The organism is Pseudomonas sp. CP4, assembly GCF_047758505.1.
In the GTDB taxonomy this organism is placed as follows: Bacteria; Pseudomonadota; Gammaproteobacteria; order Pseudomonadales; family Pseudomonadaceae; genus Aquipseudomonas; species Aquipseudomonas fluorescens_AO.
The window spans coordinates 4311623-4332208 of record NZ_CP180489.1 but is presented as its reverse complement, the minus strand read 5'-3'; the positions used below and the strand labels follow the sequence as shown (position 1 = coordinate 4332208).

The window sequence follows — 20586 nt, the reverse complement described above, 5'->3', positions numbered from 1 at the left end:
CTTACACTGCCGCCATGAAAACCATCCCCCTCACACAAGTCGAAGAACCGGCCGTCACCTGCTCGACCTGCGCGGCATGCTGCTGCCAGCTCGAAGTGATGCTGATCACCGACACCGGCGTGCCTGATCGCTTTATCGATACCGATGAATGGGGCGGTGAAGTAATGCTGCGTCTGGACGACGGCTGGTGCGCCGCGCTGGATCGCGACAGCATGATGTGCACGATCTACGAACGCCGCCCGCTGATCTGCCGCGAGTTCGAAATGGGCGCGCCGGAGTGCATCGAAGAACGCCGGGGTATTGCCACAGCCTACCGCTGATTTCTTTGACAACGCAGAAACAACTGTGGGAGCGAGCCTGCTCGCGAAGCGGTGTGTCAGCCACCATTTGAATTGACTGACACTCAGCTTTCGCGAGCAGGCTCGCTCCCACGTTGGTTCCGCGTAGCGGCGGATTACAGCGGCATTGTGTAATGCAGCGCGTAGCTTTCTACACCATCGTTGTCGCTGGACAGGCCGGCGTTGGAGTAGTGCGTGGCGCGGATGCCGACTTCGTGGCCGCCATTGAAGCGCAGGCCGAAACCGATGCGGTCTTCGAACTGGAAGGAGCCGCCCAGTTTGTTGCTTTCGTATTCGGTGTTGGAGAAAAACGCCGCGCCGATACCCGCTTCAACGTAGGGTTTGACCGACTGACCGGCAAACTCGTAAACGAATACAGGCGAGAACGACAGGCTGTTGTTGCTGGAAGTCTTGTCACCTTCCCAGTACGTGTAGGCGCCGCTCCAGTAGCCGGTCAGGCGACCCACGTCGCTCTGCAGCCAGCTCTTGTCCCAGTCGAAATTCATGCCCAGGCGATACGTCATTGTCGAATCGCTGGTACCGCCGACGGCGAATTCAACGCCAGCGGCTTGTGCAGAAATGCTTTGCCCCATCAGTGCGGCCGCAATCGCGGCCAAGCAGAATAGTCGCTTCACTTTGAAACTTCCTTTTCCGGAACGATCGTTTGGTTTTTAGTTGCTGCTGTCGCTATAGAAATCTGCGCGTGGTCAGAAGTTCAGCGTATTTCGAGTTATTTCACATTTTTTTTACAAGTCGAAGTTTTGCACATTCGACGCAGTTTGGCCCAGCAGAGGTAGGATTTTTCTGAAGGATTGCGCATCAGCACTGGTCCAGAATTTCACTGGCACGCTCGGCCCCTGTGACAGCAGATGACGCTCGACCAGCAGCCGTTGCAGCTGTCGGGCCACGGCAGCTCCGGTATCGATCAGGCTGATATCGTCGGCGATCATCGACCTTAGCAACGGCTTGAGAAAAGGATAATGGGTGCATCCGAGGATGATCGTATCGCAGCCATGAGCCAGTAAAGGCGTGACGTAACCCTGCAATAACGTGCGCAACTCGGGACTGTGCAGGTCGCCACTTTCAATCAGCTCGACCAGCCCCGGGCAGGGCTGAGTGATGACTTTTACGTCAGCCGCGAAGCGATCGAGCAAAGCGGCAAACTTGGCGCTCTGCAACGTACCTGTCGTTGCCAGCACGCCAACCACGCCGCTACGGGTCGCCGCTGCGGCCGGCTTGACCGCCGGTTCCATGCCGACAATCGGCCAGTCGGGAAAATCGCGACGCAAGTCGGCAACACCGGCCACGGTCGCGGTATTACACGCCAGCACCAGAGCCTTGGCGCCCTGCTCGCGGAAAAACCCGGCCATCACACTGCAACGCTGGCGGATGAATTCCGGGGTCTTTTCGCCGTAGGGAATGTGCCCGCAATCGGCGACGTAAAGCAGCGATTCGTTGGGCAGCAAACGCTGGATCTCGCCGAGGACCGACAAGCCGCCGACCCCGGAGTCGAACACGCCGATTGGCGCTTCACGCATGGCGGGCGCCACAGACGCTGCAGCCCGGATCGCGCTTGACCCGCAGTTCACGGAAGCGCGAGCCCAAGGCGTCGATCAGCAACAGCCGCCCCACCAGCGGCTCGCCAAAACCGACCAGCACCTTCAACGCCTCCAGCGCCTGCAAGCTGCCGACCAGACCGACCAGCGGCCCGACCACACCCGCTTCGCTGCACGTGAGCTCGGCTTCGCTGCCGTGTCCGTACAGGCAGTGATAGCAAGGGCTCTCGGCACGCCGTGAGTCGAACACCGACAGCTGCCCTTCCAGACGAATCGCCGCGCCGCTGACCAATGGCTTGCGCTCGGCAACACAGGCGGCGTTAACCGCCTCACGCGTAGAGAAATTGTCCGAGCAATCGAGCACCAGATCCACCGCCGCCACCGCTGCGGCGAGAGAATCCTCGTCCAGCGCCTGGCGATGGGCGATCAATTGAATTTCGGGATTGATCGCACCCAGGCGCTTGAGCGCCGAGTCGACCTTGGACATGCCGACACTGTCGGTGTCGTGAATGATCTGTCGTTGCAGGTTGGTCAGGTCGACCGTGTCGAAATCCGCCAGATGCAACTCGCCGACGCCCGCTGCCGCCAGATACAACGCCACCGGCGCGCCGAGACCGCCAAGGCCGACGATCAGCACGCGGCTGGCCTTGAGCTTCAGCTGCCCGTCGATGTCGATGTGTTGCAGCAGAATCTGCCGGCTGTAGCGCAGCAATTCCTGATCATTCAGCACGGCAGGCGCCCCAGACTGATGCGTTGATGGCCGCCCAGATCGGTGCGGCTGTGGACTTCTTCAAAGCCACGAGTGAGCAGCAGATCACGCACGGCTTCGGCCTGATCATAGCCGTGTTCGAGCATCAGCCAGCCGCCGGTTTCAAGATGATCCGGCGCCTGCGCAACAATCAGGCGCAAATCGTCGAGGCCATCTTCACCGGCGACCAGCGCACTGGCCGGTTCGAAACGCACATCGCCCTCGACCAGATGCGGATCGGCGGCGGCAATGTACGGCGGGTTGCTGATGATCAGCTGAAAGCGCTGGCCTTCAAGGGCGCTGAACCAATGGCTGCTCAGCACCGTGGCGTTGTTCAAGTGCAGACGCTGGCGATTGCGTTCGGCCAGGGCCACGGCTTCGAGCACTCGATCGACGGCGGTGACTTCCCACGCCGGGCGTTCGCTGGCCAAAGCCAACGCAATCGCGCCACTGCCGGTGCCGAGATCGAGGACCTTGGCCGGGGTTGCAGGCAGCAACTCAAGGGCTGCCTCCACCAGCAACTCGGTGTCCGGGCGCGGGATCAGCGTGTGCGGCGCAACTTCCAGATCGAGTTTCCAGAAACCCTGCTGGCCGAGAATGTAGGCCACCGGTTCACCGCTACGCCGCCGTTGCAAATATTCGGCAAAGGTCAGCGCAGCCTCGCTCGGCACGATGCGCTCGGGCCAGGTGTGCAGAAAGCTGCGCGACTTGCCCAGTGCGGCGGCGAGGAGCAGTTCAGCGTCCAGGCGTGCAGTGGGCGAGTCCGGCAGCTCGGCAGCGCGCAACAGGCTGGCGATGATGGTCATTTATTCACCTATCGCTGCGAGTTGGTCTGCCTGATACTCGGCCAGCAATGGCTCGATCACCGCTTCGACGCCACCGGCGAGAATTTCATCCAGCGAATACAGGGTCAGGTTGACGCGATGGTCGGTGACCCGGCCTTGGGCGTAGTTGTAGGTGCGGATGCGCTCGGATCGATCGCCGGAACCGACCAGCAACTTGCGCTCGCTGGCAATCGCGTTGGCCGCCGCAGCGTTTTGCTGATCATTGAGCTTGGCCGACAACCACGCCATCGCCCGGGCACGGTTCTTGTGCTGGGAACGTTCTTCCTGGCATTCAACGACGGTGCCGGTCGGGATATGGGTGATGCGGATCGCCGAATCGGTGGTGTTGACGTGCTGACCACCAGCGCCGGAGGAGCGGAACGTGTCGACGCGCAGATCCGCCGGGTTGATCTCGATGGCCTCCCGCTCGTCCGGCTCGGGCAATACCGCGACAGTGCAGGCTGAAGTGTGGATACGGCCCTGGGATTCGGTGGCGGGTACACGCTGTACACGGTGCGCGCCGGACTCGAATTTCAGTTTGCCGTAAACGTTGTCGCCTTCGATGCGCGCAATGACTTCTTTATAGCCACCATGTTCGCCTTCGTTTTCCGAGAGGATTTCGACACGCCAGCCACGCCGCTCGGCATAGCGCGAGTACATGCGGAACAGGTCGCCAGAGAAAATCGCCGCCTCGTCGCCACCGGTGCCGGCGCGAATTTCGAGGAAGACGTTGCGCCCGTCATTCGGATCTTTCGGCAGCAGCATGCGCTGCAGGTCGGATTCCAGCGTGACCAGCAACTCCTTGGCTTCGCGGACTTCTTCCACGGCCATTTCGCGCATGTCCGGGTCGTTGTCCTTGAGCAGCGCCTGCGCGCCTTCGAGATCGCTTTGCACGCCGAGCAGCTTTTTATACGCGGCCACTACCGGCTCGAGTTCGGCGTACTCCTTGGAATAGGCGCGGAATTTGGCCTGATCGGCAATGACTTCGCCGTCGCCGAGCAGCGCGGTCAGTTCCTCGAAACGGTCCTGGAGAATGTCCAGCTTGTTGAGCAGTGACGCTTTCATTGCGGTTTTTTATCCGAAAAACTATCCGGTGAGCCCTCAAGGGCGAAGAGTTCCTGGGCCATGGCCAGCGCATCGAGGCGGCCTTCGGCAGACAGCTTTTTCAACTGCACGCTGGGCGCATGCAAGAGTTTGTTGGTGAGGCCACGGGCCAGTTGCCCGAGCACATCTTCGGCGTTGCCACCGTTGGCCAGCAGACGCAGGGCCTTCTGCAATTCTTCGTCACGCAGGCGTTCACTCTGTTGACGATAGGCCTTGAGCACATCGACCGCCGCCAGTTCGCGCAGGCGCACCATGAAATCGTCGGCGCCGACCGAGACCATTTCCTCCGCCGCTTGTGCAGCGCCCTGACGGCTCTTGAGGTTCTCGGCGACCACTTCGTGGAGATCATCGACGCTGTACAGGTAAACGTCGTCGAGTTCGCCGACTTCCGGCTCGATATCGCGCGGTACCGCAATGTCGACCATGAAGATCGGCTTGTGCTTGCGCAGCTTCAGCGCACTTTCCACCGCGCCCTTGCCAAGAATCGGCAACTGGCTGGCGGTCGAACTGATGACGATATCGCTGCGCACCAGCTCCGCCGGAATATCCGAGAGCAGCACCGCGTGAGCGCCGAATTGCTCGGCCAACTGACTGGCGCGCTCCAGCGTGCGGTTGGCGACGACGATGCGCTTGACTCCCAGCTCATGCAAATGGCGCGCGACCAGCGTAATCGTCTCGCCGGCACCGATCAGCAGCGCCTGGCTGCGTTGCAGATCGCTGAAAATCTGTTTCGCCAGGCTCACTGCGGCAAACGCCACCGACACCGGGTTTTCGCCAATCGCAGTATCGGTACGCACCTGCTTCGCGGCATTGAAGGTGGCCTGAAACAGCCGCCCCAGCAACGGCCCGATAGTGCCGGCCTCACGGGCTACGGCGTAGGCCGATTTCATCTGACCGAGAATCTGCGGTTCGCCCAGCACCAGGGAGTCGAGCCCGGAGGCGACGCGCATCATGTGACGAACAGCCGCATCGTCTTCATGCACATAGGCACTGGCGCGCAGCTCATCGAGGCTCAAATGGTGATAATCGGCCAGCCAGCGCAGCACGACGTCCGCCGAGAGCTGATCCTGTTCTATATAAAGCTCACTGCGATTGCAGGTGGAGAGGATCGCGGCTTCGCGGCTGTCGGTCAGTCGGCAGAGCTGCTGCAAGGCCTCAACCAGCTGCTCAGGGGTAAAGGCCACGCGCTCGCGGACGTCTACTGAAGCAGTCTTGTGGTTAATACCGAGTGCAAGGAAGGCCATTCAAGGTCGCTGGTGGTGACGTGAAGCCGGCAATTGTCCTACTTCGAAAGATTCAGAACAACTACCGCTGACTATTGTCCCAATTGTCGGCCCCTATAATGGCCACAATTGAGTCTCGGTTATGTTTGGCCGAAGGCTTGTGTCATGATGATCCGACCGCAGGTTAGTCGTCCTCTTCCTATATGAATAGATCTTCCGCGTTGCTCCTCGCTTTTGTCTTCCTCAGCGGCTGCCAGACCATGGCGCCCGTTGCGCCGAACGGCACCCCGCCGGCCGAAGACACCACGCCCGCGCCTGAAAAGCCCAAGGTTTACAGCTCGTTCAGCGAGGAAACCGTGTTCAGCCTGCTGAGCGCCGAACTCGCCGGCCAGCGCAATCGTTTCGACATTGCTCTGGACAATTACGTCACCCAGGCGATCAACACCCAGGATCCGGGCGTCTCCGAGCGTGCTTTTCGCATCGCCGAGTATCTGGGCGCCGATCAACCGGCCCTCGACACCGCGCTGATCTGGGCCCGCAATGCTCCGGACGACCTCGAAGCGCAACGCGCCGCCGCCGTGCAACTGGCCCGCGCCGGGCGTTACGACGACTCCATGGTCTACATGGAGAAAGTCCTGCAGGGCAAGGGCGACACCCATTTCGACTTCCTCGCGCTGTCGGCCGCCGACACCGATCAGGAAACCCGCAACGGTCTGATGAAAAGCTTCGACCGTTTGCTGCAGCGTCACCCGAACAACAACCAGCTGATTTTCGGCAAGGCTCTGCTGTTGCAGCAGGACGGCGACAATCAAGGTGCGCTGACTCTGCTTGAAGACAATCCGCCGGAAGATGGCGAGATCGCTCCCATCCTGCTGCGCGCGCGCCTGCTTCAGTTACTCAACCGTGGCGACGAAGCGCTGCCGCTGTTGCAGAAAAACATCAGGAAGTACCCGGAAGACAAACGCCTGCGCCTGACCTACGCGCGCATGCTGGTCGAACAGGACCGCATGGACGACGCCAAGGCCGAGTTCTCCACCCTTGTTCAGCAATACCCGGAAGACGATGAACTGCGTTACTCGCTGGCGCTGGTGTGCCTGGAAGCCAAGGCGTGGGATGAGGCCAAGGGTTATCTGGAAGACCTGATCGCTCGCGAAAGCCATGTCGATTCGGCGCACCTGAACCTCGGTCGGATTGCCGAAGAACGCAACGACCCGCAAGGCGCACTCATCGAGTACGCACAGGTCGGCCCGGGCAATGACTATTTGCCGGCACAGCTGCGTCAGGCCGATATCCTGATGAGCAACGGCAAGACCGCCGAAGCGCAGAGCAAACTGGCGGCCGAGCGTGACGAGCAACCGGATTACGCGATCCAGCTGTATCTGATCGAATCGGAAAGCCTGTCGGCCAACAAACAGGACGACAAGGCCTGGAAGGTTCTGCAACAAGCGCTGCAGAAATATCCGGACGATCTCAACCTGCTTTACACCCGGGCCATGCTCGCGGAAAAACGCAATGACCTGGCGCAGATGGAAAAAGACCTGCGCCTGATCATCAAGCGCGATCCGGACAATGCCATGGCGCTGAATGCGCTGGGCTACACCCTGTCCGATCGCACCACCCGCTACGCTGAAGCGAAAACGTTGATCGAGCAGGCGCACCAGATCAACCCGGAAGACCCGGCAGTTCTCGACAGCCTTGGCTGGGTGAACTACCGCTTGGGCAATCTGGATGATGCGGAGAAATACTTGCGCCAGGCGCTCGAGCGTTTTCCTGATCACGAAGTCGCCGCGCACCTTGGCGAAGTCCTCTGGGCCAAGGGCAATCAACGCGAAGCCAAACAAGTGTGGGGCAAGTTCCTCAAGGACCAACCCGACAGCACCATTCTGCGCAGCACCATCAAGCGCCTGACCGGATCCGAGACTCTTTAACCCATGTTTTTGCGCCACGTTATTGTTTTCAGCTTCATCGCCCTGCTCGCCGGCTGCTCGGGGTTCGGCACTCGCGAGTCGGTCGAGGGCCACGGCAGCCCGGCCCAGTGGGCGGCTAACAAACAGCAACTGACCGGCCTCGATGGCTGGCAGATCGACGGCAAGATCGGCATCCGCGCGCCGAAGGATTCCGGCAGCGGCACGTTGTTCTGGCTGCAGCGGCAGGACTATTACGACATTCGCCTGTCCGGCCCGCTGGGTCGTGGCGCGGCACGCCTGACCGGGCGTCCGGGCAAGGTGTCGCTGGAAGTTGCCAACCAGGGCCGCTACGAATCGCAATCACCTGAAGCGCTGCTCGAAGAACAGCTCGGCTGGAAATTGCCGGTGTCGAATCTGGCCTGGTGGGTTCGTGGCCTGCCAGCTCCGGAAAGTAAAAGTCGTCTGAACCTGGACGCCGACAGTCGTCTGGCCAGCCTTGAGCAGGACGGCTGGAAAGTCGAATACACCGCCTACACCGAACAGAATGGTTATTGGCTGCCCGAACGCATCAAGCTGCACGGCACCGACCTCGACGTGACGCTGGTGATCAAGACCTGGCAACCGCGCAAGTTGGGGCAATAACGCATGACCGCTGCACGCCTGACCCTGCCCTCGCCGGCCAAACTCAACTTGATGCTGCACATTCTCGGTCGCCGTGAAGACGGTTATCACGAGTTGCAGACGCTGTTTCAATTCCTCGATTACGGCGATGAACTCACTTTCGCCGTGCGCGATGACGGCGCCATCCAACTGCACACCGAGTTCGCCGGCGTGCCCCACGGCAGCAACCTGATCGTGCGCGCAGCGAAGATGTTGCAGCAACAGTCCGGCTGCGCGCTCGGCATCGACATCTGGATCGACAAAGTCCTGCCCATGGGCGGCGGCATTGGTGGCGGCAGTTCGAACGCGGCGACGACCCTGCTCGGTCTCAATCATCTTTGGCAACTGGGCTGGGATGAAGATCGCCTCGCCGCACTGGGCTTGTCACTCGGTGCCGATGTGCCGGTTTTCGTCCGCGGCCACGCGGCGTTTGCCGAGGGCGTCGGTGAGAAACTGACCCCGGTCGATCCCGAAGAACCGTGGTATCTGGTGCTCGTGCCGCAAGTCGCTGTTAGTACGGCAGAAATTTTTTCCGATCCTTTGTTGACACGTAACACACCGCCCATTAAAGTGCGCCCCGTTCCCGAGGGAAACAGTCGAAATGACTGCTTGCCGGTGGTAGCAAGGCGTTATCCAGAGGTACGTAACGCATTGGATTTGTTAGGTAAATTTACCGAAGCAAAGCTCACCGGAACTGGAAGTTGTGTGTTTGGGGGCTTCCCAAGCAAAGCTGAAGCTGATAAAGTCTCGGCCCTTCTGACAGAGACCCTTACAGGGTTTGTAGCGAAAGGAAGCAACGTTTCGATGTTGCATCGCAAGCTGCAAAGTCTGCTCTAAAGGAATCAAGTGCCCGGCACTTGAAAGCAACAGATACAGGGGCGTCGCCAAGCGGTAAGGCAGCAGGTTTTGATCCTGCCATGCGTTGGTTCGAATCCAGCCGCCCCTGCCATTTTCTCTACTCATCCAGGTTACCCTCAGCCTCTAGGTACTGCGCGTGTCCAAGATGATGGTCTTTACGGGGAATGCCAACCCCGATCTGGCTCGGCGTGTCGTACGTCAGCTGCATATCCCTCTCGGTGACATCTCTGTCGGCAAGTTTTCCGACGGTGAAATCACAGCCGAGATCAATGAAAACGTTCGCGGTAAAGACGTCTTCATTATTCAGCCGACTTGCGCTCCGACCAACGATAACCTGATGGAACTGGTAGTGATGGCTGATGCCTTCCGCCGCTCCTCGGCTACTCGTATCACTGCTGTTATTCCTTATTTTGGTTATGCCCGTCAGGATCGCCGTCCGCGTTCCGCACGTGTGGCTATCAGCGCGAAAGTCGTCGCTGACATGCTTACCGTAGTCGGCATCGACCGTGTTCTCACGGTTGATCTGCATGCTGACCAGATTCAGGGCTTCTTCGATATTCCGGTAGATAACATCTACGGCTCCCCGGTTCTGGTGGATGACATTGAAGATCAGCGCTTCGAAAACCTGATGATCGTGTCCCCGGACATTGGTGGCGTCGTGCGTGCACGGGCTGTTGCCAAGTCGCTGGGCGTCGATCTCGGGATCATCGACAAACGCCGTGAGAAAGCCAATCACTCTGAAGTGATGCATATCATTGGTGATGTCGAAGGGCGTACCTGTATTCTCGTCGATGACATGGTCGATACCGCTGGCACCCTGTGCCACGCGGCCAAGGCCCTGAAAGAGCATGGCGCAGCCAAGGTCTTTGCCTACTGCACACACCCTGTGCTGTCGGGCCGGGCCATCGAGAATATCGAAAATTCCGTGCTGGACGAGCTGGTGGTCACTAATACCATCCCGCTGTCCGCTGCAGCACAAGCCTGTGCACGTATCCGTCAACTGGATATCGCACCGGTTGTTGCCGAAGCGGTTCGCCGCATCAGCAATGAAGAATCGATCAGCGCGATGTTCCGTTAAGGGCCCTGCCCTTCACGAAATGTCTCGTTGACGAAAAGCGCCCCGCCCCGGCATTCCTGTCGGGGCGGGGCTTTTTTGCCCATACCGTGTTCGGCGCTGGTCGCAAACGCCACTCGGTCATGGCTATTTTGGAGATACAAAATGAACGATTTTACTCTGAATGCTGAAGTGCGTTCCGACCTGGGGAAAGGTGCGAGCCGCCGCCTGCGTCGTCTCGCAAGCCTGGTTCCAGCTGTAGTTTACGGTGGCGACAAAGCCCCTGAATCCATCAGCATGCTGGCCAAAGAAGTTGCCAAACTGCTCGAAAACGAAGCGGCTTACAGCCACATCATCGAGCTGAACGTTGGTGGCACCAAGCAGAACGTCATCATCAAGGCTCTGCAGCGTCACCCGGCCAAAGGCCACGTGATGCACGCTGACTTCGTACGCGTTGTTGCCGGCCAGAAACTGACCGCCATCGTGCCTGTGCACTTTGTTGGCGAAGAAGCTCCAGTCAAGAAAGGCGGCGAAGTTTCGCACGTTGTTGCCGAGATCGAAGTTTCCTGCCTGCCAAAAGATCTGCCTGAGTTCATCGAAGTCGACCTGTCGAAAGCAGAAATCGGCACCATCATTCACCTGTCGGACCTCAAAGCTCCTAAAGGTGTTGAGTTCGTTGCTCTGGCACACGGCGATGACAAGGCTGTTGCCAACGTCCACGCTCCACGTGTAGCTGCAGAACCTACCGAAGAAGGCGCAGCAGAGTAATTCACTCTGTCATGCCGGAGTGAGCAAGTAACATCGCGGACTGGAACGTAGCGAGAAAGCGGGCGAGAACGCGGAGTTTACATCCATGGTAAATGAGCATTTTTCGTCCACTTTCGCCGCTTTCCCTGATCGCGGCGATGTTATCCACCACTCCAAGGAAGGGCCCCTATCGTGACTGCCATCAAACTGATCGTTGGCCTGGGAAATCCAGGCGCTGAATACGAACAGACCCGGCATAACGCAGGGGCCCTTTTTGTTGAGCGCATCGCCCACGCACAAAATGTGACTCTTGTGGCCGATCGCAAATATTTCGGCCTGACCGGGCGCTACTCGCATCAGGGTCAGGATGTTCGTCTGCTGATTCCCACCACCTACATGAACCGCAGCGGCCAAGCCGTGGCGGCACTCGCCGGTTTCTTCCGCATCAAGCCTGAAGAAATCCTCGTGGCGCATGACGAACTCGACTTGCCTCCGGGCGTTGCCAAGCTCAAGCAGGGCGGCGGTCATGGCGGTCACAACGGGTTGCGCGACATCATTGCGCAACTGGGCAATCAGAATACGTTCTACCGCCTGCGGCTTGGCATCGGCCATCCGGGCGTTGCCAGTATGGTTTCAAATTTCGTCCTGGGTCGTGCGCCACGCGCCGAACAGGAAAAACTCGATGCCAGCATCGACTTTGCCCTCGGCGTGCTGCCGGATATCCTCGCCGGGGAATGGAACCGCGCGATGAAAAACCTGCACAGCCAGAAGGCCTGACTTTTACCCGAGGGGAAACACCATGGGATTCAATTGCGGCATCGTCGGCCTGCCTAACGTCGGCAAGTCCACCCTGTTCAACGCCCTGACCAAATCCGGTATCGCGGCCGAGAACTTCCCCTTCTGCACCATCGAGCCGAACAGCGGCATCGTGCCGATGCCGGATCCGCGCCTGGAAGCTCTGGCAGCCATCGTCAATCCGAAGCGCATCCTGCCGACCACCATGGAATTCGTCGACATCGCTGGCCTCGTCGCCGGCGCCTCGAAAGGTGAAGGCCTGGGCAACAAGTTCCTGGCCAACATCCGCGAAACCGACGCTATCGCTCACGTCGTGCGCTGCTTCGAAGACGACAACGTGATTCACGTTTCCAACAGCGTCGACCCGAAACGCGACATCGAAATCATCGACCTGGAACTGATCTTCGCCGACCTCGACAGCTGCGAGAAGCAACTGCAGAAAGTCGCGCGCAACGCCAAGGGCGGTGACAAGGACGCTGTGGTTCAGAAGGCACTGCTCGAGCAATTGATCGCGCACTTCACCGAAGCCAAGCCGGCACGCAGCCTGATGAAGAACATGAGCGCGGATGAGAAAGCCGTTATCAAGGGCTTCCACCTGCTGACCACCAAACCGGTCATGTACATCGCCAACGTTGCCGAAGACGGTTTCGAGAACAACCCGCACCTGGACGTGGTCAAGGCCATCGCCGAAGAAGAAGGCGCCATGGTCGTTCCGGTGTGCAACAAGATCGAAGCGGAAATCGCCGAGCTCGATGACGGCGAAGAGAAGGACATGTTCCTTGAGGCTCTGGGCCTGGAAGAGCCTGGCCTGAACCGCGTGATCCGCGCCGGCTACGAAATGCTGCACCTGCAGACCTACTTCACCGCCGGTGTCGAAGAAGTCCGCGCCTGGACCGTCAAGGTCGGTGCCACCGCACCACAGGCCGCTGGCGTGATCCACACCGACTTCGAAAAAGGCTTCATCCGTGCCGAAGTCATCGCCTACAACGACTTCATCCAGTACAAGGGCGAAGCCGGCGCCAAAGAAGCCGGCAAATGGCGCCTGGAAGGCAAGGATTACATCGTCAAAGACGGCGACGTGATGCACTTCCGTTTCAACGTCTAAGCAACAGCCGGGCAAGAAAAAGCCGCGTTTGATACGCGGCTTTTTTGTGCCTGAAATTCAGTGACTGAGTACATTTCCCTGTGGGAGCGAGCCTGCTCGCGAATGCGGCGTGTCAGCTAAGCATTCGTCAACTGACCCACCCATTCGCGAGCAGGCTCGCTCCCACAGTTCGATTCGTCTGATCAGGCCTTTTTAGTACGCGGCAGGAAGATCGCCAACACACCAAACAACGGCAGGAACGAGCACAGGAAATACACGTACTCAATCCCGTGCACATCCGCCAGATGCCCGAGCAGCGCGGCGCCAATCCCGCCGAAACCAAACATCAGACCGAAGAAAATCCCGGCAATCATCCCGACATTACCCGGCACCAGTTCCTGCGCGTACACCACGATCGCTGAGAACGCCGAGGCGAGAATGAAGCCGATCACCACGCTGAGAATGCTGGTCCAGAACAGATCGACATGCGGCAGGATCAAGGTGAACGGCGCGACGCCGAGGATGGAAAACCAGATCACTGCCTTGCGTCCGATCTTGTCGCCAATCGGTCCACCGAAGAACGTCCCCGCCGCCACTGCGCCCAGGAAAAGGAACAGATGCAATTGCGAACTGGCCACCGACAGGTCGAATTTCTCGATCAGGTAGAAGGTGAAGTAGCTGGTAAAACTGGCCATGTAGAAATACTTGGAGAACACCAGCAGCCCCAGCACCACCAGCGCACTGGTCACCCTGCCCTTCGACAAGCCGTGCGTCGCCGCCTGGCCGGCCTTGAGCTTGAACAGGTTGAGGTGATTGGCGTACCAGCGGCTGATGCGGTACAGCACAAACAGCGCAAACACTGCGAACAGACCGAACCACGCCACATTGCCCTGGCCGAAGGGAATGATGATCGCCGCCGCCAGCAACGGGCCGAACGCGGAGCCGGCATTGCCGCCCACCTGAAAGGTCGATTGCGCCAGACCAAAGCGGCCGCCCGAGGCCAGCCGCGCCACACGCGAGGCTTCCGGGTGAAAGGTCGACGAGCCAATGCCGATCAGCGCCGCCGCCAGCAGGATCAGCGGGAAGCTGCCGACCACCGACATCATCAGAATGCCGATCAAGGTACACACCGTGCCCGCCGGCAACAGCCACGGTTTCGGGTGGCGATCAGTGTAATAACCGACCCACGGCTGCAACAGCGACGCGGTCAACTGGAAGGTCAAGGTGATCAGGCCGACCTGGGTGAAGGTCAGGCCATAGTTGGCTTTGAGCATCGGGTAGATCGACGGCAGCACCGACTGGATCAGGTCGTTGATCAAATGCGCCAGCGCCACCGCGCCGATGATGCGCATCACCAAGGGGCTGCTTTGCGGAGCAGCGGTCGCCGAGGCAGCGGCGGTCTGAACGTTGCTGATAGCCATGAAAATTTCCGGACAGCAGATGAGTGCCCGCAGGCAGGTGCGTCAATGTGCCATTTTTCGGTGCGCTCGCGCTATCCCCTTAGGCAGCTAACTAACTGACTGGTCGTCGACTGCAAGGTGATAGCGCAACGCCATGGTCTGAATCTTGCCTTGCTTCTGCCCTTGAACACGATCGCCTTACAAAGGCGCTCGACAATGGGAAGTTTCGCTACAGAGCCGGCCTACAGAGCGGGCATGGGTGAACTTTCGAGGCCTTTTAGAGGGCACAGGTCGCAGCCCAAAGGTTCGCGATGCACGCCAATGGTGCGTGGTGTCCAGAGGAGTCATGAGGCATGCAGGCTTTCCTTTCACCGGGGATCAAATTGCTGGGGCGGTTTGGCTTCGCAGGTAAATTCCAATTGTTGTTTCTGCTGTTCATTCTGCCGCTGGCCGGCAGCCTGTTGATGATCGGCCATGACTATCGCGAGAAGCTCAATCTGATCTCCGGCGAACGTGCCGGTGTGCGTCAATTGCTCGCGCTGGATGCGCTGGACAACCTGCTCGCCGCGCAACGCGACCGCGCCGCCCGCTGGCGCGCCACCGAGACCAATCGTCAGCCGACACCGGCCACCCTCGCCGCCATGGCTGCCTTCGATGGCGTGCAACCGGCGGTGCTGCAAGCCACCACCGAGCTGGGCAATGCCCTGAACCAGCAAGGCGCCGACGGCGCAATCCTCGAGCGCTTTCAGGCGCTGCAAACCGCACTCAATGGCCTTGATTCGAAAAGCCTCAGCAGTGTCGGCTGGTGGCCGGACGGTTATGACCGCTTCACCAATGCCCTGGGCGCGCTGCAAGCTTTGCGCGAGCAGATCGTCATGGACAATCGCCTGACCCTAGCGCCGTGGCTGGAAACCTACTTGCTGACGCAGATTTCCACGCAACACGCACCTGACCTGATCGAGCGGGTCGGGCGTCTCGCCGCAGTCGGCCAGGCTTCGGTGGTCTCCGGGCAGTTCACCCTGCAGAGCCGCCTGCAGTTGCGCGACCTGCGCAGCCGCATCGGCGACGCCCGCGAGCAACTGGTGAAAACCGCCGGCCTGCTGGAGGCTCGTCTGCCAGTCGAGCTGCAAGCCTGGGCCGGTCAGTATCACGACAGCCTGAAACACCTCGACAGCGGCCTGAAAGTCCTCGACGACGGTGTGTTTGGCGGCAGCATCAACCTCAAGCCAGAGGACTTCGAACGCAGCCTCGACGCGCTGCTCACCGACCTCGCTTCCCTGCGCCAGCAGTCACTGGTCGCGCTGGATCAGCGGCTCGATGCGTATTACAGCTCGGCGATCCGCCAGTTCATTCTTGTCGCCGCAATCTTCGGTTGCCTGCTGCTGGCCGCGTTGTACCTGTTCGTCTGCCTGCAAGCCTCGATCCGCCGCAGTGCCAGCGGCATCACCTTGCTCGCTGAGGCCTTGCGCGACGGTAACCTGAGCCTGCAAGTGCCGGTGGTGGGGCGCGATGAGCTGGCAGCGATCAGCACCGCGCTCAACGTCGCCGTGGTGCAACTGCGCAGCAGCATGCTCGGCGTCGACCACGAGACCTCGCAGTTGAGCAACGCGGTACGCAGCCTCAACCAACACTCCAGCGGCGCCCTCGGTGAAGTTGAGGCGCAGCAGTTGCAGATCAGCCAGATCGCCGCTGCCGCCACCCAATTGGCCGCGACCTCGCAAGGCGTCGCGCAGAGTTGCGAACAGGCTTCCGGCAGCGCCCAGCAAACCCGACGCATCGCCGCCGACAGCAGCCGCGACAGCCAACGCACCACGGCCAGCATTCAGCAGCTCAATCAGCGCCTGAACGACACTGCCGCCGCGCTCGGCCGGGTCAGCGAGCAAGGCCAACAAATTCAACTGGTCGTGGACACGATTCGCGGCGTCGCCGAGCAGACCAACCTGCTCGCGCTCAACGCCGCCATCGAAGCCGCCCGCGCCGGCGAACAGGGTCGCGGCTTTGCCGTGGTCGCCGACGAGGTGCGCAGCCTCTCGCAACGCACGCAATCGTCCACGGCGCAGATCGCCGGCACTGTCGACAGTCTGCGCGCCACGGTCAACGAAGCGGTGAGCCTGATGGAAGCCGCCTGCGGTCAGGCGCAATCGGATGCCGAAGCGGTCACCGGCCTCGGCGAACGCCTGGGAGAAATCGCCAGCGCCGTACAGAGTGTCACCGACACCCTGGCGCAAATCGCCACGGCGGTTGAAGAACAGGCCAGCACCGCCGACGAAGTCAGCGGCAATATCCAGCAGGTCGATCAAGCGGCGGTGCGTTTGCTTGAAGGCGCACGCGCGGTTAACCTCGCGGCGGACACCTTGAGCCAGGGCAGCGAGGCCCTGAGCGCAAATACCGCCAGATTCCAACTGCGCTGACGCCCTCCCCGGCCCCAATTTTCGGGGCTGGAGGATAAGCGGTTGAAAACAGGAAGAAATATTTTCGATTTACGCTTGACGCTTTGCCATTTCAGGGGAATAATGCGCGCCACTTGGCTACATAGCTCAGTTGGTTAGAGCATAGCATTCATAATGCTGGGGTCCGGGGTTCAAGTCCCTGTGTAGCCACCAAGTACTAAAAACGGCTTACCGAAAGGTAGGCCGTTTTTTTATGCCTCGAGAAAAGTTGCGCTCTGCTTCACTCGCAACCTACCGCTTAATGTCAGCGGATCAATTCCACGTTCCCCCATCAGAGAAATGCCGCAGGGAAAAAATCAGAAAGCCCGACATCGAGCCGGGCTTCTTACCACGGTGGATCACGCTGCTGTGTGTTCCTGATCATCCTGACTGTGAGCGACCACCTTCGACAAACCGAGCCCCACAGCAGACAGCACCTTCGGTAGCGTAGAAAGGCCTGGGTTTCCATCTGCTGAAATTGGCGGTAAAGATTGCCTCTATTGAGTCCGGTTGCGTTGGAGACAGCGGCAAAACCGCCTCTCGCTTCCACCACACGTCGCACCGCGGTGAGAAACACAGACTCACCGCCCTCTTCATCAATTTCTTCCAATGCTGCAACGAGATATTCGAGAGCGAAATTCTCGTTCGTGCGCAGCATTTCGAGAACACTGTCCTCGTGATTGCTTACGCTTTTCATTGAGCGACCTCTTCAGGGCCTTCCAGATTTCTTTTGATTGGTCGATGTCGTGTTGCTGCCTTTGTTTTGTTCCACCGCCCAGCAAAAGTGAAGCCCCTCCTGGGAACCGTACAGAAACCATCCTCAGGCAACGCCGTGTAGGCTGTCGACCTGAATAATCTGTATGAGAAATCCGGCGGTCGCGACGGCGATAGGTGCCCACCTGGCTTTGGGACGTCTGGCCGGCGGCGTTTTTTTGCAACAGCGCCTGAACTGGGCCATCCGTGGCGCCGGCGGGCCGGCCAGCGTGTTCGTGCTGGAAATGCTGCCGAGCAAAATGGCCGACGGCACGCTTCACACCGACTAAGAACCAAGAAGATCGCACCATCCGAGTTACCGCTTTCGCGAGCAGGCTCGCTCCCACAAGGGCATCGTTTTCGGCCAATCGATTGGCGCGGCCGCTGAGCGGGAGTGCTGTAATCCTCACGCAGTTTGCACCCCGCCGGCCCGCTCGATAAAGTCCCCCAAGACTTTTACCCCACGGACGGAGAGCCCGCGTGTTTCCAGCCCAGCCCTTGAAGCGCTTTCGCCTGCCAGCCCTGACACTGCTTGTCAGCGCTCTGACCCTCACCGCATGCAACGCCCCGCCCTCTTCTTCGTTGCCGCTGGCACCGGAAGCCGCTTCCGGTTACCGCACTGATCTGCAAGCCCGACACGCCAATAAACACATGGCCGCTGCTGCCAATCCACTCGCGGCCGAAGCCGGGCGGGAGATGTTGCGTCAGGGTGGTTCGGCGATTGATGCTGCGATTGCGATGCAGGCGGTGTTGACGCTGGTTGAGCCGCAGTCTTCCGGGATCGGTGGCGGGGCGATGATTGTGTTGTGGGATGGCAAGCAGGTGCGCACCTATGACGGCCGCGAAACGGCCCCGGCCGGGGCCACCGAGAAGCTGTTCCTGAAGGCTGACGGTAAACCGATGGCCTTTACGCAAGCGCAGATCGGCGGCCGCTCGGTCGGTACGCCCGGGGTATTGCGCGCCCTGGAGCTGGCGCATCGACAACACGGTCGCTTGCCATGGGCGAAGCTGTTTGAGCGAGCGATCAAACTGGCCGAGCAAGGCTTTGCGATTTCCCCGCGCCTGCATTCGCTGCTGACTGCCGATCCTCTGATACGCCAGTCGCCAGAGATGGCCGCGTACTTCCTCAATGACGATGGCAGCGTCAAAGCCGTCGGCACGCGCCTGCAAAACCCGAAGTTGGCCGCCGTGTTCAAACGCATCGCCAGCGAAGGTGCCGATGCGCTGTACAAAGGTCCGATCGCCGAAGAGATCGTCGCCAGGGTTCAACAGCACGCCAATCCAGGCAGCCTGTCGCTGAACGATTTGCAGCGTTATCAGGCCAAGGAGCGCGCGCCGCTGTGTACCGACTACAAGCGTTGGCAGGTCTGCGGCATGCCGCCACCGTCGTCAGGCGGGATCGCCGTGGCGCAGATTCTCGGCACATTGCAGGCGCTGGAGACTCGCGACCCACGCCTGTCGCTGACGCCGCTCAAACCAGTGAACACCAACAGGCCGGCCGGCATCGAACCGGCGCCGCAAGCGGTGCATCTGATCGCCGAGGCTGAACGTCTGGCCTATGCCGACCGTGCGCAATACGTGGCCGACACCGACTTCGTCCCGGTGCCGGTCAAAGGTCTGCTCGATCCTGGCTATCTGGCCAGCCGCGCCAGCCTGATCGGCGAGCGCAGCATGGGCAGCGCCAAACCGGGCACACCGCCGGGCGTGCAGATTGCCTACGCACCGGACCGCTCGCCGTTGCGCATCTCGACCTCGCAAGTGGTCGCGGTGGATGATCTCGGCGGCGCCGTGTCGATGACCACCACCATCGAAGCCGCGTTCGGCTCGCACCTGATGGTTCAGGGTTTTCTGCTGAACAACCAGATGACCGACTTCTCCTTCATCCCCGAAGAGAACGGGCAGAAAGTTGCCAACCGCGTCGAACCGGGCAAACGCCCACGCTCGTCGATGGCGCCGACACTGATCTTTGATCGCAACACTGGCGAACTCATCGCCACGGTCGGCTCCCCCGGTGGTTCGCAAATCATCGAATACGTGGCGAAAACCACCATCGGCCTGCTCGACTGGAACCTCGACGCACAAAGTGCGATCAACCTGCCCAACTTCGGCAGCCGCAATGGCCCCACCGAACTGGAACAGGGACAGTTCAGCCCGGCGCTGATCCAGGCACTCAAGGACAAGGGCCACGCGGTCAGCGAAATCGACATGACCAGCGGTACCCAGGCGATCGTGCGGGTGAAGGATGCGCAGGGCAAAGCGAAATTGGCGGGGGGTGCCGATCCTCGGCGTGAGGGAGAAGCGTTGGGGGACTGAAACACTGCATTGAAAAAGGCCTGCCGAGCAGCAGGCCTTCTCCCGGGAGTAAATCAGACCGCCAACGTCTTGCCATCCACCCCATCCCCAATCGTCAGAAAATGCCCGCCCGCAACGTGATGCAGCGTGCGCAATCCATCCTGCCCTTCGAAATGCCAGCGGCCGTCGCTGAACACTCGCTCGTCGGCCTGGGCGGCGATGACTTCGGCGAGGAACAGGTCGTATTGCTCGTGATTGCGCGGCTCCGGCAGCAGGCGGCATTCGAGCCAGGCGACACAGCCGTCGAGCAGCGGCGCTTCAACCTGTTCGCCAGCGAAGGTTTGCAGACCGTACGCCTGAAACTTGTCCTGACCCTGGGCGCGGGTGATTTCCAGGCCGGAGGTGTTGCCGACGGTTTGCACGATATCGGCCTGATTGACGCAAGGCACATTCAGCACAAAAGTGCCGGAGGCTTCGAGCAACTGGCGGGTCCAGGTGGATTTGTCGAGGACGACGGCGACTTTCGGCGGCTCGAAATCCAGCGGCATGGCCCAGGCGGCGGCCATGATATTGCGTTGGCCATCATGGGCGGCACTGACCAGAACGGTCGGGCCGTGGTTGAGCAGGCGGTAGGCTTTGTTCAGAGGCACCGGACGGCGGTGGGAGGCGCTCATGGGATTTGCTCCGGAGGAAAAGGAGCCGATTGTAGCGCTGTCACTGGAGAATCACAGAACCTGTGGGAATGAGCAGATGCGGCGCTGCCCCTCGGTGATCGTTCCCACGCTCTGCGCCACGCCAGCGAAGGAACGCGGAG

19 protein-coding genes, 2 tRNA genes and 1 pseudogene are annotated in these 20586 nt (G+C 60.3%); 13 read left to right on the top strand and 9 right to left on the bottom strand.

Annotated elements, in window-relative coordinates:
* The first annotated feature begins 14 nt into the window (after window positions 1-14).
* A complete protein-coding gene (locus tag ACMYUN_RS19490; RefSeq protein WP_039761282.1) occupies window positions 15-320 on the top strand; it encodes a YkgJ family cysteine cluster protein in 306 nt (101 codons plus the stop codon).
* A gap of 134 nt (window positions 321-454) precedes the next feature.
* Here the strand turns inward: ACMYUN_RS19490 and ACMYUN_RS19485 are convergent, their stop codons facing one another.
* From ACMYUN_RS19485 to hemA, 6 genes are all read right to left on the bottom strand, one after another.
* Window positions 455-973 (bottom strand): acyloxyacyl hydrolase, encoded by a 519-nt coding sequence (locus ACMYUN_RS19485; RefSeq protein WP_024014291.1) that lies wholly within the window; start codon window positions 971-973, stop codon window positions 455-457.
* A gap of 111 nt (window positions 974-1084) precedes the next feature.
* Window positions 1085-1876, bottom strand: coding sequence for a glutamate racemase (murI, locus tag ACMYUN_RS19480; RefSeq protein ID WP_415761473.1), 792 nt, complete (start codon window positions 1874-1876; stop codon window positions 1085-1087).
* Window positions 1869-2624, bottom strand: coding sequence for a molybdopterin-synthase adenylyltransferase MoeB (locus tag ACMYUN_RS19475; protein WP_039761279.1), 756 nt, complete (start codon window positions 2622-2624; stop codon window positions 1869-1871). Before ACMYUN_RS19475 ends, murI begins: the two co-directional genes overlap by 8 nt.
* On the bottom strand, window positions 2618-3448 hold the full coding sequence (gene prmC / locus ACMYUN_RS19470) for a peptide chain release factor N(5)-glutamine methyltransferase (protein WP_415761470.1): 831 nt from the start codon (window positions 3446-3448) through the stop codon (window positions 2618-2620). The genes ACMYUN_RS19475 and prmC overlap by 7 nt, the downstream gene beginning before the upstream one ends.
* Window positions 3449-4531, bottom strand: a complete 1083-nt coding sequence (gene prfA / locus ACMYUN_RS19465; RefSeq protein ID WP_129997684.1) for a peptide chain release factor 1 — start codon at window positions 4529-4531, stop codon at window positions 3449-3451.
* Window positions 4528-5814: a glutamyl-tRNA reductase gene (gene hemA / locus ACMYUN_RS19460; RefSeq protein ID WP_016773209.1), complete on the bottom strand. Its 1287-nt coding sequence runs from the start codon at window positions 5812-5814 to the stop codon at window positions 4528-4530. The genes prfA and hemA overlap by 4 nt, the downstream gene beginning before the upstream one ends.
* A 182-nt stretch (window positions 5815-5996) precedes the next feature.
* Between hemA and ACMYUN_RS19455 the strand changes: the two genes are divergently transcribed.
* From ACMYUN_RS19455 to ychF, 8 genes are all read left to right on the top strand, one after another.
* Window positions 5997-7721 (top strand): tetratricopeptide repeat protein, encoded by a 1725-nt coding sequence (locus tag ACMYUN_RS19455; RefSeq protein WP_039761275.1) that lies wholly within the window; start codon window positions 5997-5999, stop codon window positions 7719-7721.
* Window positions 7722-7724: 3 nt separating this feature from the next.
* The gene (gene lolB, locus ACMYUN_RS19450; RefSeq protein ID WP_042609700.1) at window positions 7725-8342 is read left to right on the top strand and encodes a lipoprotein insertase outer membrane protein LolB; all 618 of its coding nucleotides are present in this window, start codon (window positions 7725-7727) and stop codon (window positions 8340-8342) included.
* A gap of 3 nt (window positions 8343-8345) precedes the next feature.
* Window positions 8346-9197 carry a 4-(cytidine 5'-diphospho)-2-C-methyl-D-erythritol kinase gene (gene ispE, locus ACMYUN_RS19445; protein ID WP_415761467.1) on the top strand — a complete coding sequence of 284 codons (852 nt, stop codon included), beginning with the start codon at window positions 8346-8348 and terminating at the stop codon, window positions 9195-9197.
* A gap of 37 nt (window positions 9198-9234) precedes the next feature.
* Window positions 9235-9309 (top strand) — tRNA-Gln (locus ACMYUN_RS19440).
* Window positions 9310-9354: 45 nt separating this feature from the next.
* Window positions 9355-10296, top strand: coding sequence for a ribose-phosphate pyrophosphokinase (locus ACMYUN_RS19435; protein WP_003171603.1), 942 nt, complete (start codon window positions 9355-9357; stop codon window positions 10294-10296).
* Between the two features lie 141 nt (window positions 10297-10437).
* The gene (locus tag ACMYUN_RS19430; RefSeq protein WP_039761263.1) at window positions 10438-11040 is read left to right on the top strand and encodes a 50S ribosomal protein L25/general stress protein Ctc; all 603 of its coding nucleotides are present in this window, start codon (window positions 10438-10440) and stop codon (window positions 11038-11040) included.
* A 171-nt stretch (window positions 11041-11211) separates the two neighbouring features.
* Entirely contained in the window at window positions 11212-11796 is a 585-nt protein-coding gene (gene pth / locus ACMYUN_RS19425) for an aminoacyl-tRNA hydrolase (RefSeq protein WP_039761261.1), read from the top strand.
* 22 nt (window positions 11797-11818) lie between these two features.
* On the top strand, window positions 11819-12919 hold the full coding sequence (ychF, locus tag ACMYUN_RS19420) for a redox-regulated ATPase YchF (RefSeq protein ID WP_016773202.1): 1101 nt from the start codon (window positions 11819-11821) through the stop codon (window positions 12917-12919).
* A gap of 182 nt (window positions 12920-13101) precedes the next feature.
* Here the strand turns inward: ychF and ACMYUN_RS19415 are convergent, their stop codons facing one another.
* A complete protein-coding gene (locus tag ACMYUN_RS19415; protein WP_415761464.1) occupies window positions 13102-14319 on the bottom strand; it encodes an MFS transporter in 1218 nt (405 codons plus the stop codon).
* A 332-nt stretch (window positions 14320-14651) separates the two neighbouring features.
* On the opposite strand from ACMYUN_RS19415, the gene ACMYUN_RS19410 reads away from it, so the two are divergent.
* Both ACMYUN_RS19410 and ACMYUN_RS19405 read left to right on the top strand, forming a co-directional pair.
* Window positions 14652-16709, top strand: coding sequence for a methyl-accepting chemotaxis protein (locus ACMYUN_RS19410; RefSeq protein WP_415761462.1), 2058 nt, complete (start codon window positions 14652-14654; stop codon window positions 16707-16709).
* Window positions 16710-16824: 115 nt separating this feature from the next.
* A tRNA-Met gene (locus ACMYUN_RS19405) sits at window positions 16825-16901 on the top strand.
* 185 nt (window positions 16902-17086) lie between these two features.
* On the opposite strand, the pseudogene ACMYUN_RS19400 reads toward ACMYUN_RS19405, so the two are convergent.
* A pseudogene (locus ACMYUN_RS19400) lies at window positions 17087-17424 on the bottom strand (DNA-binding protein).
* Between the two features lie 163 nt (window positions 17425-17587).
* Between ACMYUN_RS19400 and ACMYUN_RS19395 the strand changes: the two are divergent.
* Together ACMYUN_RS19395 and ggt are read left to right on the top strand one after the other, a co-directional pair.
* Window positions 17588-17770, top strand: coding sequence for a hypothetical protein (locus tag ACMYUN_RS19395; RefSeq protein WP_415761460.1), 183 nt, complete (start codon window positions 17588-17590; stop codon window positions 17768-17770).
* Window positions 17771-17960: 190 nt separating this feature from the next.
* Window positions 17961-19793, top strand: a complete 1833-nt coding sequence (gene ggt, locus ACMYUN_RS19390) for a gamma-glutamyltransferase (protein ID WP_415761458.1) — start codon at window positions 17961-17963, stop codon at window positions 19791-19793.
* A 53-nt stretch (window positions 19794-19846) separates the two neighbouring features.
* On the opposite strand, the gene ACMYUN_RS19385 is transcribed toward ggt, so the two are convergent.
* The gene (locus ACMYUN_RS19385; RefSeq protein WP_415761456.1) at window positions 19847-20446 is read right to left on the bottom strand and encodes a flavin reductase family protein; all 600 of its coding nucleotides are present in this window, start codon (window positions 20444-20446) and stop codon (window positions 19847-19849) included.
* Between the last annotated feature and the right edge of the window lie 140 nt (window positions 20447-20586).